Raw genomic sequence first — 14,841 nt, forward strand, 5'->3', positions numbered from 1 at the left:
GCCTGATGCCATGAAGGTTGGTTAGGGTAAAAGCACCTATGACCTGAAGGTCGAGAGCACCCATAACAACAATGAACAAGATCCCCAACTACGCCCTCTACGGCGAATCACCTCAGCCGGCATGGCATGAGTCCTTGCATGTGGAGTCGATTTCCAAGCGCTCCGGTGCTCACGACTGGGAAATCTCAGCGCATCGCCATGATGGCCTCCTGCAGATTCTCTACCTGCAGAGCGGTACCGGTGAAGTACTGCTGGACAATGCCAAAGTTCGCGCCCAGGCCCCCTGCGTACTGTTCATCCCGTCGCAGATCGTGCACGGTTTCTCTTGGGCCGGGGCGGTCGAGGGGCATGTCATAACGGCCGTGCAACACCCGCTGGAGAGCATTACCCGAATGCTCTGCCCGACACTGTTGCCACAACTGCTCAAGCCACAGGTGATTGCCGTCCCGCACTGGTCACCTGCGCAAGACCCACTCCTCCCCCTGTGCCTGTCCCTGTACGAGGAGTACCACAATCGCGCCCGCGACCATGTCGCCTGCAGCATGTCGCTGCTGCTGGCCCTGGTGATCCAGTTCATGCGTTTCAGCGCGGCGGGCGACACTTCACCAGCAACCGCCAACAACCGCCGCAGCCAGCAACTTACCAGCTTTCGCGAGCTGGTAGACCTGCACTTTCGCCAGCATCGCTCGCTCAACGATTACGCCGATGAGCTCGGTGTCACTGCAGCCACCCTCGGTCGACTGTGTCAGGAACAACTGGGGATGACACCGATGACCGTAATCAATGCACGATTAGTGCTTGAAGCCAAACGCGAGCTGGCCCACTCCAGTCAGAGCGTAAAGCAGATCGCACACAGCCTGGGCTTTGCCGATGTCGGCTATTTCAGCCGTTTTTTCCGCAAACACGTCCAGTCCAGCCCCCGAGAGTTTCGCAGCCAGGCGCAAACACCAACCGGGCCTTGATGCCCCCTGCCAAGCTCATCAGCCGCCCAGCGCGATAATCGCAACGATCAACAACCCACCCGTGACCGCCATTGCCACACCGCCCTGCCAGGGTTTTGCGCCGGCGTACCGAGCCAGAACCCAGCCCGCAATGAACAACACCGCAACACCGATACCGTTTGAAAGACGGATAGCCAGCGCGGCCTGATCAAGCGCAATGAACGGCACCACCAAGGGGAACGTGGCACACACTACCAGCAGAAACACGCCCAACGCGCCCTTGAAATCGTCCCAGCCAAGGCGCGGTGGCAGCACGATAGCCTGTTGGTCCAGCAAACGCCGACGCAGCATCTCAAGCCCCTCCGTGCCGACGGCAGCGGCCAGACGCGACGGCAGCACTTCAGCGATCAGCGCCCGGCCGGTTGCGGGGTCTGCCCCTGTACGCAGGGTGTCGAGCAACATGCGGTTGCGCGAACGCTCGATCAAGGTACGCAGCAGGTACATGACCGCATCGGCAAGCCCCCAGGCAAGGTTACAACCGAGGGCGGCAATCATCATGGTGCGCTCTTCCTCACGGCTGGCCGTGGCCACGCTGAGCGTTCCGGTGAAGGTCATCGCCATCAACAGGCCGAAAATGACCTCTGTGACCCGCTCTATCGGGTCGAGTACGCGAGCTCGCTTGTGCTCATATGCGTTGTGCATGCGTCCAACCTCGCACAGCCATGCGATACCTGCGAGCCGTGCTCACAGCGTCTATCGTTCTGAATCAACAGTCATCTCAGTGTAGTGTGAATGCGCCTGGCGCAGCACCGCGCAGGGTGCCAGTATGAAGAGGTGTCTTCCGAGTTATCCAGGGAAGCGCCATGACCACCACTGACCTCTTGCCGACACCGACCGCCAGCCGCCTTGCCGCCTTGCACCGTGACGGCTTCGTCCTGCTGCCAGGCGTGCTTGACGCCGATCAAATCGCCACCCTGCGTGCGGCGATCGACAACCTGAAGCCCCAACACTGGGACTACAGGGGCCTGCTTGACCATTACAAATGCGTGTTCAACCGTGACCCACTGTGGCTGCCATTTCTTGACCTGAACGGGATCATTGAACTGGCCGAGGCAGCCTTGGGTGCGGACTGTCACATCATTGGCCAGACCGCCTGGCGCTGCCATCCCGGCTTCATCGGTGCTGCATTGCACCTGGACTACCTGGTAATGGCACTGCCGCAAAGCCTGCTGGCAGACCCGGCCTTTGAGTTGCCCATGCAGATCTGCACCGTGCATCTCTACCTCGACGCTATCGATGCCAACTTAAGTCCAACGCGGGTGATCCCGGGAAGTCACCGTGCCGGGCGGCCACCAGTGGCGGGCGAAAATGACTGGCAAGGCCAAACGGCACAACCGGTACTGTGCAAGGCCGGGGACGCCCTGATGTTTCGCAGCGAGCTGTGGCACGCGGGTAGCGATAACCGCACCCTCGACCGAACCCGCTACCTGCTGCAGGTGCATTATGGCCGACGCATGGTGGCGCAAAAGTTCTCACCCTACTTGCACTGGCGTTTCAACCCCGCAGTGCTCGAAGCCGCCACACCACGGCAACGGCGCCTGCTGGGTGAGCATGAGGAAGCGGAGTATGACTGAGCTGTCAGCGTATCTGCGCCGGCAACTCACACCACTTCATAGCATTCGATACGATTACGGCCATTCTTCTTGGCCCGGTACAACGCCTGATCGCCTCGCGACAGCGCGGCATCGGCACTGGCATCGCTTGCCATGATCACGGAGACCCCGACACTGACAGTCAGAGGAATGTGTTGGCCACCCACCAGCAATGGAGTACCGGTAATACGCTGCTGCAATAACTGAGCGAAGGCCGCAGCCTGGCCAATGTCCTTGCCACTCAGTACCACGGCGAATTCTTCGCCACCCACCCGACCTGCCAGGTCCCATGCGTTGAGTTGATCGCGCAGGATGGCTGCAAAATGCCTCAACGCCTGATCACCCACGGAATGCCCCCATTGATCGTTGATCAATTTGAAGTGATCAAGATCGCACATCAACACGGCTGAGCGACGAACAAGGGCCCGCTGGACCTTCGTCAATTCAGCCTCGATCTGCATCATGAAATGCCGACGGTTGGGCAGTTGGGTAAGGAAGTCTACAGTGGCGAACTCCTGAAGCTCTGCCTCGATCCGCTTGCGCTCCGTGATATCCGTGATGAAACCGTGCCAAAGCGTGCTGCCATCCGATAGCCGAACCGGTCGGGCATCGCCCTGGCGCCAGCGCAGGCCTTGCCGGGGCAACCAGACGCGGTACTCAAAATGCCACGGGGCCAGGCTCTCCGCCGACACATCGAATGACATCAGGTAACCCGGAAGGTCATCGGGATGAACGAGTCGGTTGACCGCTGAATCGTCTGCGACGACCTGCTCCGGAGTCAGCTCATACATGTCCTGGATACCGGCACTGGCATACGAGAAAAACGACTCGCCACGGGGCGTGCGCTGGTACTGAAAGACCAGCCCGGGCACTTCATTGGTCAGGTTGGTAAGGAGGTCGACCGTCTGCTGCAATCGCTCTGACAGGCCACGGATGGCTGAAACATCTGTGGTGGTTCCGATCATTCGTAACGGCGTGCCGTCAGCGTCGCGACTCACCACCCGGCCGCGACTGGAAATCCATTTGTAGTGGCCATCCTTGCATCGGATACGGTGCTCAACCTCATAGCTGGCGGTCTGTTGCTCAAAGTGCGCGCGGATAGCAGCCCTGACGTAATCGAGGTCATCCGGATGGATACGCGTGTAACTGTCCTCGATACGATTGGAGATCTCGGTATCGGTATACCCCAAAATGGCCTTCCAGCCCGCGGAGTAATAGATTTCACCGGCCTTGATGTCACGGTCCCATATGCCGGTTCCACTTCCGGCAATGGCCAGTGTCATGCGGCGCTCACCTTCACGCAGGGCATCGACATCTTCTTCCAGGCGCACCTGGGTACCATCACGCTCGATGATCCCGGCAGCCAAACGGGCCAGATCGCGTAGAAATGCCTGGTCTTCTTCGGTCATGTCCCGAGGCGTGTCATGAAGCAGGCAAAAAAAACCAACCGGCTCTGCCGCATGGGCAATGACCGGGCAACTCGCCAGAAAACGCACAGGCCGGTTGCCGGTGTCGTGCAATTGCCGGTGAAAACGCCCGTCTGCAAAGGTATCAGGAACGACCAGTACATCATCGTGCGGGGTCAGGTATCGACAAAGCGAAAACACGTCTGACAGCCCTGGCGCCACGCGGCCCTCAAGCACAGGCTCCCACGACCCGCTGACCGCTTCAGGCAGGAAAACGGCATCGACAACCTCGAAGTGACACCGGGCAATACGCAAAAGGCTGTCAAAACGCTTGTCCGGCAGGGTGTCTGGCACCTCTGCCGGTATGCGCAGGCTCAGGTCTAGAGGTTTCATATGACTCAGCATGTTCAGCTCTGTCGATACTGCCGAAACGGCGAGCACAATTTATACCGCATATCCAAAAGAATGGCTTTTTGCTGGCACGTCTTGCCGAGCCAATTCAGTGTCCCACGAGCACCTCAGGCATCACGCAGGAGGTCATGGGCATTGAGCAGCTCATAGGCAATCTCGGGGCGGCGCTCCAATGCCCGACGGATAGCGGCGGGAATCGATTGACGGGTTTTACGGCACAACCCGGTTTGCGCACCGATATGAATACCAATGCCGCGCATGGTACGCACTTCATTGAAGCCGGGGGCGATATCCAGACGGATGCCCAGTTGCTCGTGCATACGCCGTTGCATCCGCTCAAGATCGGCGAGGCTTTCAAGGCTTTCCAGACGCTCAAGCAAACGTTTCTCCTCCTGACGGGTCAGGAGGAGGATGCGCTGATCGGCACCTGGACTGTCCAGCAGTTGTTCGCGGTCACAGTCGCAGGCACCGGGCGGGCAGGGTTGGCGGATCGGAAAAGAGGCTGTCATGACGTTCAATCATAGCCATGCACGGCCTCCTTTGCCTATGACGCCTCATCGGGCATCACCCTGCCCAGGCGAACTACACTGACGGCGACCTGACTCATGACAGAGGCTGCTGACATGGCAAACACTACGCCAACCACTGCATGGTGGCTGGAGCCGATTCCCACTGAGGTCAGTACGACCCTTACCTCCGGACTTTCGGCTGCCGAAGCAAAACGACGCCTGGCCCAGTTCGGCCCCAATGCCTTTGTCAGTACTCAGCAGCGGTCAATCCTGCGCCAGTACCTGAGCCGCTTCAGCAACCCGTTGGTGATCATTCTGCTGGCCGCCAGTGCCATTTCGGCCTTGAGCGGCGAAGTGGTCAATTTCATCATCATCACGTGCATCGTACTGCTGAGTGTGACGCTGGACTTTGTCCAGGAGTACCGTGCCAATGCCGCCGCCGAGAAACTGCGCCATACGGTTGCGGTGCGCACCCGAGTGCGCCGTGATGGCAAGGTACTGGATATCGCGGTCACCGATGTCGTACCGGGGGATGTCGTGGAGCTTTGCGCGGGCGATCTGATCCCCGCAGACGCCAGGGTGATCGAAGCACACGACTTTTTTGTGAAGCAGGCCTTGCTGACGGGTGAACCTTACCCGGTTGAGAAGCATGCACAGATGCCTCCGGCGTCGGCCACCGAACTGGCCGAAGCGAGCAATGCGGTATTCATGGGCACCTCGGTCATCAGCGGGAGTGCAACGGTATGGCTGGTCAACACCGGTGCGCAAACCGCCATCGGCGCCATTGCCGATAGCGTTTCCCGCCAATCTTCGCCGACGGCATTTGAACTGGGCACACGTCACTTCGGCTTGCTGATCATGCGCCTGACAGTGCTGATGGTGTTGTTCGTGTTGCTGGTCAATGTCGCGCTGCACAAACCCCTTCTGGAATCGTTCATTTTCGCGGTCGCGCTGGCCGTTGGCCTGACCCCCGAACTGCTGCCCATGGTGGTTTCCGTGACCCTGTCACGCGGTGCATTGCGCATGGCGAGCAAGGACATGATCGTCAAACGTCTCTCGGCGATTCAGGACCTGGGTTCGATGGATGTCCTGTGTACCGACAAAACCGGCACCTTGACCGAAGCGGTCATCCATCTGGAGCGGCATGTCGACCCGCTGGGCCAGCTTAGCGACCGTCCGCTGATGCTGGCGTATTTCAACAGCTACTTTGAAACCGGGCTGAAGAGCCCACTCGACGAAGCCATTCTCGCCACGACCCACTTCGACCCTGGCACCTGGACCAAGGTTGACGAAGTCCCCTTCGACTTTGAGCGTCGGCGTGTCTCCGTGCTGATCGACAACGGACAGGCACGCTGGTTGCTGGTCAAAGGCGCGCCGGACGACGTAATCGGGTTATGCACCCACTATGAAAGTGGCCCCGACGCTCACGCTCAGCCCATGAGCGACGCCGACCGACTGGCAATTTATGCCCAGTACCATGCACTGGAACAGGAAGGCCTGCGGGTGCTGGGGATTGCCTGGCGCGACGTGGAGCAAACCCACGCCCATGCCGTGGTAGGTGATGAGGCGCAGTTGATACTCGTCGGCTTTTGCGCCTTTATCGATCCCCCGAAGACCAGCGCAGGTGCTGCGCTGTCGGCGCTGGCCAAAGTCGGTGTGTCGATCAAGATCGTTACCGGCGACAGTGATCTGGTCACACGGCATGTGTGCGAGCAGTTGCACATTCCAGTCACCGGCCTGCTGACAGGCAAGGAAATCGCCCTGCTGGACGACCATGCCTTGAGTGCTCGCGCGGAAACAACCAACCTGTTCTGCCGGGTCAATCCGGGGCAGAAGGAGCGTGTGCTGCTTGCGCTGCGCGCCCGCGGCCATGTCGTTGGCTACCTGGGCGACGGCATCAACGACGCACCATCGCTGCACTCGGCGGATGTCGGCATCTCGGTGGATTCGGCGGTCGATGTGGCCAAGGAGGCCGCTGACATCATCCTGCTGAAACCGGACCTGCATGTGCTGTTGTCCGGGGTACTGGAAGGTCGGCGCACCTTCGGCAATATCCTCAAGTACATCATGATGGGCACCAGCTCCAACTTCGGCAACATGTTCAGCATGGCTGGCGCCGCACTGTTTCTGCCATTCCTACCCATGCTGCCGACACAGATCCTGCTCAACAACATCCTTTACGACATTTCCGAAGTACCAATACCTCTGGACAAGGTCGACACTGACGACATGCGCCACCCGCAGGTGCTGGACCTGACCTTTATCCGCAACTTCATGCTGATCATCGGTCCGATCAGCTCACTGTTCGACTTCCTGACCTTCTACGTCATGCTGCAGGTGCTAAAGGCCAATGAAGGCATGTTCCAGACCGGCTGGTTTGTTGAGTCGCTGTGCACTCAGGTCCTGGTCATCTTTATCATCCGCACCCGTGGCAACCCCCTGAAGAGTCACGCCAACCCGGTACTGACCGTGACCTCACTGACGATCGTCGCACTGGCACTGGTACTGCCCTACTCACCCCTGAACCACTACTTTGGCTTCGTACCGCTGCCACCAGCCTTCTACGCCATTCTCGGAGCCATGGTGCTGGTCTACCTGATGATGGTCGAACTGGCCAAACGCTTTTTCTACCACTACGTACTACGAGCAAAGGCCAAACCTCGTCCTGCTCGGCCATTGCTCTGACCGGCGTGAATCATGGAAAGCCCTGACAACCAGCACAGCAGCAAGGCGTCCTCGGCCATGGGCCGCATGCGCTCACGAGGTGTGCTTTGGAGTTCCTGGTTGTTGGGTGCGGCGTCACTTGCAGGGGTCGTGGCCGTCGCGCTGCATTTCTCGGAAGCGCAGAGCCTGCTCCAGTTGAGTCATCAGGTACAGCCTGGCTGGTTTGCGCTGGCGCTGGCCTTGCAAGCCATGACCTATGTGGTTCAAGGACAGATCTATCGGCGGATCACGCGCACCGGTCACGCTCGATTATCGCTGATGAAAGCCTGCAGGTTGGGGCTACTCAAATTGTTCTTCGATCAAGCCCTACCGACCTATGGCGTCAGCGGCGCCGTTGCCGTGAGCACGGCCTTTGAGCGCCTCGGCATATCGCGCCCAGTGGTAATTGCCTGCTTTGTCATCAGCATCCTCTCCTACATGCTTGCCTATGTACTGGCCATCGGCTGGGCGCTGGTCATCCTGATCGTGGACGGGCATGCAAGCCCCCTGCTGATCACCGCCTGTACGCTGTTCACTGTGGGCAGCCTGGCCGTAGTCATTGGCCTGGCCTTGTTGCAAGGGCACCAACCCACCCGCGCACTGAACGGCATCACCCGGTACCGCTGGGTCAAACACAGCCTCGACACACTGAACGAAGCCGATGCAGGCTTGACCCGTAACCCTCAACTGTTGGCCACCACGACCCTGCTGGACCTGAGCATTTTCCTGCTGGACGCCACCACCCTCTGGGCGCTGGTGCTATCCATGGGCGCCGACGCCGACTGGAGCGGCGTGTATGCCGCCTTCATGCTGGCCAGCCTGTTGCGCAGTATCGGCATAACGCCCGGCGGGCTGGGCGTATTTGAGGGCGGCGCTGTCAGCGCCCTGCATTGGGCGGGCATTGCCCTGCCCGTAGCACTCTCCGCGACACTGCTGTTTCGCGGCCTGAGTTTCTGGGCACCGATGCTGCCGGGCATCCTGGTATCGCGTAATGCGCTGCGGGAGCAGAACCAGCAGTAGCGAGCCGGTGGCACAATAACCGCTCAGTCTTTTCCGCGCCCCATCATGTCCTGACCAATAGCAATGGACCCTCCGGCCACGACCGTGACAGCCGGACCTGCAACTACAGCCCCTGCTGGCCCACTGCCGACAATAATCGCAGCAGCAGCACCGACATCCAGGGCAATGACCGCGATGCCCTTCCACCGCCATGCAGATTTTTCGGCCAACGCCGCGACCTGAGCCTGTGCGACGGCCTTGTCTTCCAAGGCCTGCAACTCGACAGCGCTTTTACAGAAGTCATCCTTCACGCGCCCCATGGCATCGATCATGGCCTTCGGATCGACCTTGTTGGAAACACTAGAGCGGTACTTGCCCAAGGCATCCACCAAGCTCTTGGTGGCACGTTCATCCAACCCGGCCCTTTCAAAGGTCTGCTGTTCAATGGCAAGAAAACGCAGGTTGAACAGCTCAATATCACGCACCCACTGAGCCCGCTCGGGTGCGGTATCCGACATCGTGTTCGCAACGGCAAACAACCCTTCGTAAAATGCCTGATCCATCAGCAACTGCTTCAGTGCGTCACACGCAATGGTGCTGACTTTGATCAGATCCTTGCGACTGGGCGTCGGGGACTCGGACAGTATCGCCGTAATCCTGTTGGTGCCGTCGACGATGTAGGGGAAGGCTGGCCTCTGCTCTTCAGCAAAGGCGCAAGACAGGGCAGCTATCATGCCCAACAGCACCATCAGGTTGCGCATTTCAATCACCCGTCAGGACGTTTGGTATGCGTGGTCGTTACCCCCTAGGGAAGCCTGACTACTGATCCAAGGCTTCACTGAACTATAGCGCGTGCTCGCCTTAACACCTGGGCGTCGGTTCGATGATAAAGACTATGCCACGCTTGAGCGTCAGGCTTGGATGCCATAGGCATTTCGCCCTCGACCTACCGCAAGCGCTTTGGCAAGTCTCGGGCGCAGACAGAACAGCCACACTGACGGACACAGCACCAAGCGAAACTGAGCGCGATCAGTCAGCCCTGCGAACTGTCTGGCCAGGGCGTCAGCACCTCAACGCCATTCTCAGTCACCGCAACCATGTGCTCCCATTGCGCCGACAGCGAACGGTCGGAGGTGATGACTGTCCAGCCATCGCCGAGGGTGCGCACATGACGCTTACCGGCATTGAGCATCGGCTCGATGGTGAAGACCATGCCGGGTTTAAGCGTCAGGCCCTGCCCCGGGATGCCGTAGTGCAGCACCTGTGGTTCGTCGTGATAGACCTTGCCGATACCGTGCCCGCAGTACTCGCGCACGACGCTGTAGCCGGCCTGCTCGGCCACGCGCTGGATGGCATGGCCGACATCACCCAACGTGGCACCCGGGCGTACGGCACGAATACCGGCGTACATCGCGTCATAGGTGGTGCTGACCAGGCGCTCGGCTTCAGGCCGGGGTTTACCGACGAAATACATGCGGCTGGTGTCGCCGAACCAACCATCCTTGATGACCGCAATGTCGATGTTGACGATATCGCCGTCTTCCAGCGGTTTGTCCGAGGGAATGCCATGGCAGACCACATGGTTGACTGACGCACAGATAGTCTTCGGAAAACCGTGGTAGCCAACGTTGGCCGGTATGGCCTTCTGTACGTTGACGATGTAGTCATGGCACAGACGGTCCAATTCATTGGTCGACACGCCCGGTTTGACATGCGGCGCAATCATCGCCAGCACGTCTGCAGCCAGCGTACCGGCCACACGCGCCATGGCGATCTCGGCGGGTGTCTTGAGTGTCACTTTCTTGCTCATTGTCCAGCCTCCACGGCGGTTTTGCCCCGAGCGACAGATGCAGCAGCGGCCAGCGCAGAAAGCTCGCTCAGCTGCAGGCCACCTGCCTGTTCAGCGCGAATCAACAGGCGACAGAGTGCGCTGTGATCGAGCTCTGGATGCAGCTCGGCCAACATGCCAATGCGCATCCAGTGCTCGGCTTGCGCGTTGATCGAGCGGCTCAGCGCATTGCTGGCCAGACGCAGGTCTTCATGCATCTGCTCGGAAATTTTGACGATACCCACGATGAGGCCCCATATATGAAATATATATGTTTCATACACTAACAAAGGCACTGCAAATTCTGCAAGGTCCGCCACACCACGGCCTATGCTCAAATCGACGCCCCTACAGCTCGGCACGGTTTGCAACAAAACACGGCCCTCACGCAACCTGCCCCCTGCCCCAGCGTCAAGGGCATAACCAGGCACACATGTACCAGAACATACCTTTCACTGATTTTTTAAAAGACAGGCCGCAGCAAAATGTGGCATTAGTAATGTAACCGCCTGAACACACAGTGCTTTCGGCTTACAGGCAACATCCCGATGGGGTATCCGCCGTGACCTGAGCACACATTTGACGGAGGACCTGAGTGCCGTGTTTGCGTTATCCCCCGAGCGCTTGAAAAGTACCTGCCCTGTGCGGCCACGTTCGGTGTCAAACCTCCGAATGCCACAGGCGCTCTCTGGCAGGTTGGCATCGTTTAAAGGAATTACACAATGATCCCAAGAAATGTAATCAACGCGTCGGTAAGCCCCAAAGGAAGCCTGGAAACGCTGTCCCAGCGTGAAGTTCAGCAATTGAGCGAAGCAGGCTCGGGCAGCATCTACCAACTGTTCCGCCAGTGCACCCTGGCTATCCTCAATACCGGCGCCCACGTCGACAATGCCAAGACCATCCTCGACGCCTTCCAGGATTTCGAAGTCCGTATTCACCAGCAGGACCGTGGCGTGCGCCTGGAGCTGATCAATGCACCCGCGGGCGCCTTCGTCGACGGCGAAATGATTGCCAGCACCCGCGAAATGCTCTTCAGCGCCCTGCGCGACATCGTCTACACCGAAAATGAACTGGACAGCCTGCGCATCGACTTGAGCAGCTCCCAAGGCATCACCGACTATGTCTTCCACCTGCTGCGCAACGCCCGCACCCTGCGCCCAGGGCTGGAGCCAAAAATGGTGGTGTGCTGGGGCGGTCACTCGATCAGTACCGAGGAGTACCAGTACACCAAGAAGGTCGGTCACGAACTGGGCCTGCGCAAGCTGGACATCTGCACGGGCTGCGGCCCGGGCGTGATGAAAGGCCCGATGAAAGGCGCCACCATTGCCCATGCCAAGCAGCGCATGAGCAGTGGCCGCTACCTGGGCCTGACCGAGCCGGGCATCATCGCCGCGGAAGCACCCAACCCGATCGTCAACGAACTGGTGATCCTGCCGGACATCGAGAAACGCCTTGAGGCCTTCGTCCGCGTCGGACACGGCATCATCATTTTCCCGGGCGGCGCCGGCACGGCAGAAGAGTTCCTCTACCTGCTTGGCATCCTGATGCACCCGGACAACCAGGACCTGCCGTTCCCGGTCATTCTCACCGGGCCCAAGAGTTCCGAAGCCTACTTGCACCAACTGCACGCATTCGTCGGTGCAACCCTGGGTGAAGCCGCACAGCGTCATTACCAGATCATCATCGACGACCCGGCCCAAGTGGCACGGCATATGACCGAAGGCTTGAAGACCGTCAAGCAGTTCCGCCGCGAACGCAACGACGCCTTCCACTTCAACTGGCTGCTGCAGATCGACGAAGGTTTCCAGCGCCCGTTCGACCCGACCCACGCCAACATGGCCAACCTGAAACTGAGCCGCGAACTACCGCCCCATGAGCTGGCGGCCAACCTGCGCCGTGCCTTCTCCGGCATCGTTGCGGGTAACGTGAAGGACAACGGTATTCGCCTGATCGAGGAGCACGGCCCGTATGAGATCCACGGTGACGCAGCCATCATGCAGCCGCTGGACCGCCTGCTGAAGGCCTTCGTCGAGCAACACCGGATGAAACTGCCAGGTGGGGCGGCGTATGAGCCGTGCTACCGAGTGGTGACCTGACCGCTAGAACCGCTCTCCCCTATCAACGACAAGGCCGGCGTCTACACCTACCTCTAGGAGCCTGTCTTGTCGGCGATGCTTTTCCATTCTCTGAGGGTTCGGTCGCTAACGCCAATAGCCCCGAATCCTGTCAGATCCATTACCTGAACATCTTTCCCAACCCCGATAACTTTACACGGTCGCTGCAAATTCAGTGGCCGGGCGTCGCGGCCCGCTTGGCAAAAGGCGCTACAGCGCACCACAGCCACAATTGCAGGCGCTTTTTTTTGCGCCCGCTGTCTGTGTAATGGCAGCTGTGCGTGAGAGACCTTCGGGTCTGCCGAGTTCCTTTTGCCTCGGTCCGCGAACCCACGTATAGCTGCCACCCTATCGTTTCGCGGCGGTAACTGGCAGCTCCATTGCAAAAGGAGTTCACCCGGCAAAAAGTCGTTCCTGATCCTCCACCCACCTGTACCCTGCAAAAAACTGCCAGCGCCACTTTCGGCTCCTGAGAAGGTAGTCACGATCCGCTATTCAGCGTCCGTCCTGGCATCAATGCCGAAGATGCCCTGAAACACCTGTCCATTCGATCTACTTTTTTGATGCGGTGAACGGCAAATGAACCTGTTCCAGATACCGACAATGACTACCATTTGACCGAACAACCCCATACGCCAGATGAACGTTTCGGCATCAACAGCTTTACCGCCCGGTCAGTTCAGCAAGCGTGCTGGACACCTGATGCACGTGCTTGCTGGCCCCTTCAGTGCGGCGCACGCTTTCCTGATTGTTGGCCGCAATCGCCACCAGCTCACACAGGTTGCGCGAAATGTCTTCGGTCACCAGGGTTTGCTCTTCAGCAGCCGTGGCGATCTGCTGGCTCATGTCGCGGATGGTTTGCACCGCACCGGTAACGCCGCTGAGGATCTCGCCTGCCAGCCGCACTTGTTCAACGCCATTCTCGCTGCTGCGCTTACCGCTTTCGATCGCCCGCACCGCCTGTTCCGCACCCTTCTGCACGGCATCGATGATGGTATTGATCTCTGCCGTTGATTGCGCAGTGCGCTGCGCCAGGTTTCGTACCTCATCGGCCACAACGGCAAAGCCTCGGCCCTGTTCACCGGCTCTGGCCGCTTCGATGGCAGCGTTCAACGCAAGCAGGTTGGTCTGTTCCGCAATACTGTGGATCACCGCCAGGACTTCACCGATACGCCCACTGTCAGCTTCCAGGCGGTGAATGACGCTTGCCGTGTCGGTGATTTCATCACGGATATCGTGGATGCTCTTGACCATGCTGACCATGGCTTTTTCGCCTTGCTGGGTGGCGTTCTCGGCATCGTCCGCTGCCCGAGCAGCTTGCAGGGTATGACTGGCAACTTCCTGGGCCGCCGATGACATTTCTTCCATCGCAGTCGCCACCTGATCGGTACGCAAGCCCTGATTCTCGACACCCTGGCCCAACTGGCTGGCAATGGTCTTCAATTCGTCACTGGCGCTATCCAGTTGCCGGGTGCTCTGCTTGAGGCCGGCAAACGTGTCCGAGAGCACGTCGTGCAGCGCATCGGTCGCCTTCGCCAGGCGCCCCAGCTCATCCTTACGGGTACTGTTGATGCGCTGACCGAATTGGCCTTGGCTGAGCTGGACAATACACGCCATCAGGCGATGTATGGGCGTGATCAGGTTGCGGCTGATCAACCACATGCCAAACAGCCACGTCAGCACACTGACCGCCAACAGCGCCAGGGTACCGAGCAACCCGATACGCTCGGCATGCGCATCGACCTGTCCGAGTTGTACCTGGGTGTCTTGATAAAGCTGCTCCACCAAGGCATCCATCTGCTCACTGACCGGCCGATCAATAGTGCTGTCCATACCTGTGGTCGCGACAGCGTCGTGACGCTTGCGGTATTGATCGCCCAGCACCTGATGTGCGTTGAGCAGATCATTGACCCGGGCCTTTAGCGATACATCAATATCCAGCGCCAGCACCTTGGCCAAGCACTCCCTGACCCTCCGCTCTGCCGCTTCAAACGCATCAAGACTGCGGTCTGCACTAGTGAACGCCTGAGATTGGCGTTTGAATGCAAGGCTGGCTTCATTGACATACCTCGATGCCTGGGCAGAGCGCGTCAGCACCTCGTTGTAGGTATTCAGGCTGTTGGCGAAAAAGCTGAAACACACCAGTGCTGAAAGCAGAACCAGCATCAGGCTGACGCCCAGCAACGTCAGTATTTGCGTGCGCAAGGAGTGTTTAACAAACATAGGACGGGCACTCTTCAAACGCTGGAGACATAGGGCGTGTGAAGCGCCATTGGCA

Annotated in this window: 12 protein-coding genes and 1 pseudogene; 5 read left to right on the top strand and 8 right to left on the bottom strand. The window is 59.2% G+C overall.

Features of this window, described 5'->3' with window-relative positions:
• Positions 1 to 71: 71 nt before the first annotated feature.
• Positions 72 to 962: a helix-turn-helix domain-containing protein gene (locus IE038_RS16780; RefSeq protein ID WP_163932646.1), complete on the top strand. Its 891-nt coding sequence runs from the start codon at positions 72 to 74 to the stop codon at positions 960 to 962.
• Between the two features lie 18 nt (positions 963 to 980).
• On the opposite strand, the gene IE038_RS16785 is transcribed toward IE038_RS16780, so the two are convergent.
• Entirely contained in the window at positions 981 to 1,643 is a 663-nt protein-coding gene (locus IE038_RS16785; protein WP_163932643.1) for a VIT1/CCC1 transporter family protein, read from the bottom strand.
• Between the two features lie 161 nt (positions 1,644 to 1,804).
• On the opposite strand from IE038_RS16785, the gene IE038_RS16790 reads away from it, so the two are divergent.
• Positions 1,805 to 2,575 (top strand): phytanoyl-CoA dioxygenase family protein, encoded by a 771-nt coding sequence (locus IE038_RS16790; RefSeq protein WP_189395967.1) that lies wholly within the window; start codon positions 1,805 to 1,807, stop codon positions 2,573 to 2,575.
• A gap of 26 nt (positions 2,576 to 2,601) precedes the next feature.
• On the opposite strand, the gene IE038_RS16795 is transcribed toward IE038_RS16790, so the two are convergent.
• Both IE038_RS16795 and IE038_RS16800 read right to left on the bottom strand, forming a co-directional pair.
• Entirely contained in the window at positions 2,602 to 4,404 is a 1,803-nt protein-coding gene (locus IE038_RS16795) for a sensor domain-containing diguanylate cyclase (protein ID WP_229775683.1), read from the bottom strand.
• A 113-nt stretch (positions 4,405 to 4,517) separates the two neighbouring features.
• Positions 4,518 to 4,919 (bottom strand): hypothetical protein, encoded by a 402-nt coding sequence (locus IE038_RS16800; protein WP_189395968.1) that lies wholly within the window; start codon positions 4,917 to 4,919, stop codon positions 4,518 to 4,520.
• 114 nt (positions 4,920 to 5,033) lie between these two features.
• Here IE038_RS16800 and mgtA point away from each other — a divergent pair, with 114 nt between their 5' ends.
• Together mgtA and IE038_RS16810 are read left to right on the top strand one after the other, a co-directional pair.
• Positions 5,034 to 7,604, top strand: a complete 2,571-nt coding sequence (mgtA, locus tag IE038_RS16805) for a magnesium-translocating P-type ATPase (protein ID WP_163932637.1) — start codon at positions 5,034 to 5,036, stop codon at positions 7,602 to 7,604.
• A 12-nt stretch (positions 7,605 to 7,616) separates the two neighbouring features.
• The gene (locus tag IE038_RS16810; protein WP_229775684.1) at positions 7,617 to 8,642 is read left to right on the top strand and encodes a lysylphosphatidylglycerol synthase transmembrane domain-containing protein; all 1,026 of its coding nucleotides are present in this window, start codon (positions 7,617 to 7,619) and stop codon (positions 8,640 to 8,642) included.
• 23 nt (positions 8,643 to 8,665) lie between these two features.
• On the opposite strand, the gene IE038_RS16815 is transcribed toward IE038_RS16810, so the two are convergent.
• The 3 genes from IE038_RS16815 to IE038_RS16825 form a co-directional block, all read right to left on the bottom strand.
• Positions 8,666 to 9,382, bottom strand: a complete 717-nt coding sequence (locus tag IE038_RS16815) for a hypothetical protein (RefSeq protein ID WP_163932634.1) — start codon at positions 9,380 to 9,382, stop codon at positions 8,666 to 8,668.
• Between the two features lie 272 nt (positions 9,383 to 9,654).
• Entirely contained in the window at positions 9,655 to 10,431 is a 777-nt protein-coding gene (gene map, locus IE038_RS16820) for a type I methionyl aminopeptidase (protein WP_189395969.1), read from the bottom strand.
• On the bottom strand, positions 10,428 to 10,694 hold the full coding sequence (locus IE038_RS16825) for a ParD-like family protein (protein WP_163932631.1): 267 nt from the start codon (positions 10,692 to 10,694) through the stop codon (positions 10,428 to 10,430). Before IE038_RS16825 ends, map begins: the two co-directional genes overlap by 4 nt.
• A gap of 477 nt (positions 10,695 to 11,171) precedes the next feature.
• On the opposite strand from IE038_RS16825, the gene ppnN reads away from it, so the two are divergent.
• Positions 11,172 to 12,545, top strand: coding sequence for a nucleotide 5'-monophosphate nucleosidase PpnN (ppnN, locus tag IE038_RS16830; RefSeq protein WP_163932628.1), 1,374 nt, complete (start codon positions 11,172 to 11,174; stop codon positions 12,543 to 12,545).
• Positions 12,546 to 13,226: 681 nt separating this feature from the next.
• Here the strand turns inward: ppnN and IE038_RS25345 are convergent.
• On the bottom strand, positions 13,227 to 13,931 hold the full coding sequence (locus IE038_RS25345; RefSeq protein ID WP_438810783.1) for a methyl-accepting chemotaxis protein: 705 nt from the start codon (positions 13,929 to 13,931) through the stop codon (positions 13,227 to 13,229).
• Positions 13,932 to 14,102: 171 nt separating this feature from the next.
• Positions 14,103 to 14,786, bottom strand: a pseudogene (locus tag IE038_RS25350) (methyl-accepting chemotaxis protein); the annotation flags it as partial.
• Positions 14,787 to 14,841 lie beyond the last annotated feature (55 nt).

This window comes from Pseudomonas laurentiana, from assembly GCF_014648275.1.
Taxonomy (GTDB): Bacteria; Pseudomonadota; Gammaproteobacteria; order Pseudomonadales; family Pseudomonadaceae; genus Aquipseudomonas; species Aquipseudomonas laurentiana.

Bases quoted from the DNA above. Each gene is read 5' to 3' on its own strand.
- mgtA (WP_163932637.1), top strand. From the start codon at position 5,034: ATGGCAAACACTACGCCAACCACTGCATGGTGGCTGGAGCCGATTCCC.
- IE038_RS25345 (WP_438810783.1), bottom strand. From the start codon at position 13,931: ATGGAAGAAATGTCATCGGCGGCCCAGGAAGTTGCCAGTCATACCCTG.
- IE038_RS16800 (WP_189395968.1), bottom strand. From the start codon at position 4,919: ATGACAGCCTCTTTTCCGATCCGCCAACCCTGCCCGCCCGGTGCCTGC.
- IE038_RS16810 (WP_229775684.1), top strand. From the start codon at position 7,617: ATGGAAAGCCCTGACAACCAGCACAGCAGCAAGGCGTCCTCGGCCATG.
- map (WP_189395969.1), bottom strand. From the start codon at position 10,431: ATGAGCAAGAAAGTGACACTCAAGACACCCGCCGAGATCGCCATGGCG.
- ppnN (WP_163932628.1), top strand. From the start codon at position 11,172: ATGATCCCAAGAAATGTAATCAACGCGTCGGTAAGCCCCAAAGGAAGC.
- IE038_RS16815 (WP_163932634.1), bottom strand. From the start codon at position 9,382: ATGCGCAACCTGATGGTGCTGTTGGGCATGATAGCTGCCCTGTCTTGC.
- IE038_RS16780 (WP_163932646.1), top strand. From the start codon at position 72: ATGAACAAGATCCCCAACTACGCCCTCTACGGCGAATCACCTCAGCCG.
- IE038_RS16790 (WP_189395967.1), top strand. From the start codon at position 1,805: ATGACCACCACTGACCTCTTGCCGACACCGACCGCCAGCCGCCTTGCC.
- IE038_RS16785 (WP_163932643.1), bottom strand. From the start codon at position 1,643: ATGCACAACGCATATGAGCACAAGCGAGCTCGCGTACTCGACCCGATA.
- IE038_RS16795 (WP_229775683.1), bottom strand. From the start codon at position 4,404: ATGCTGAGTCATATGAAACCTCTAGACCTGAGCCTGCGCATACCGGCA.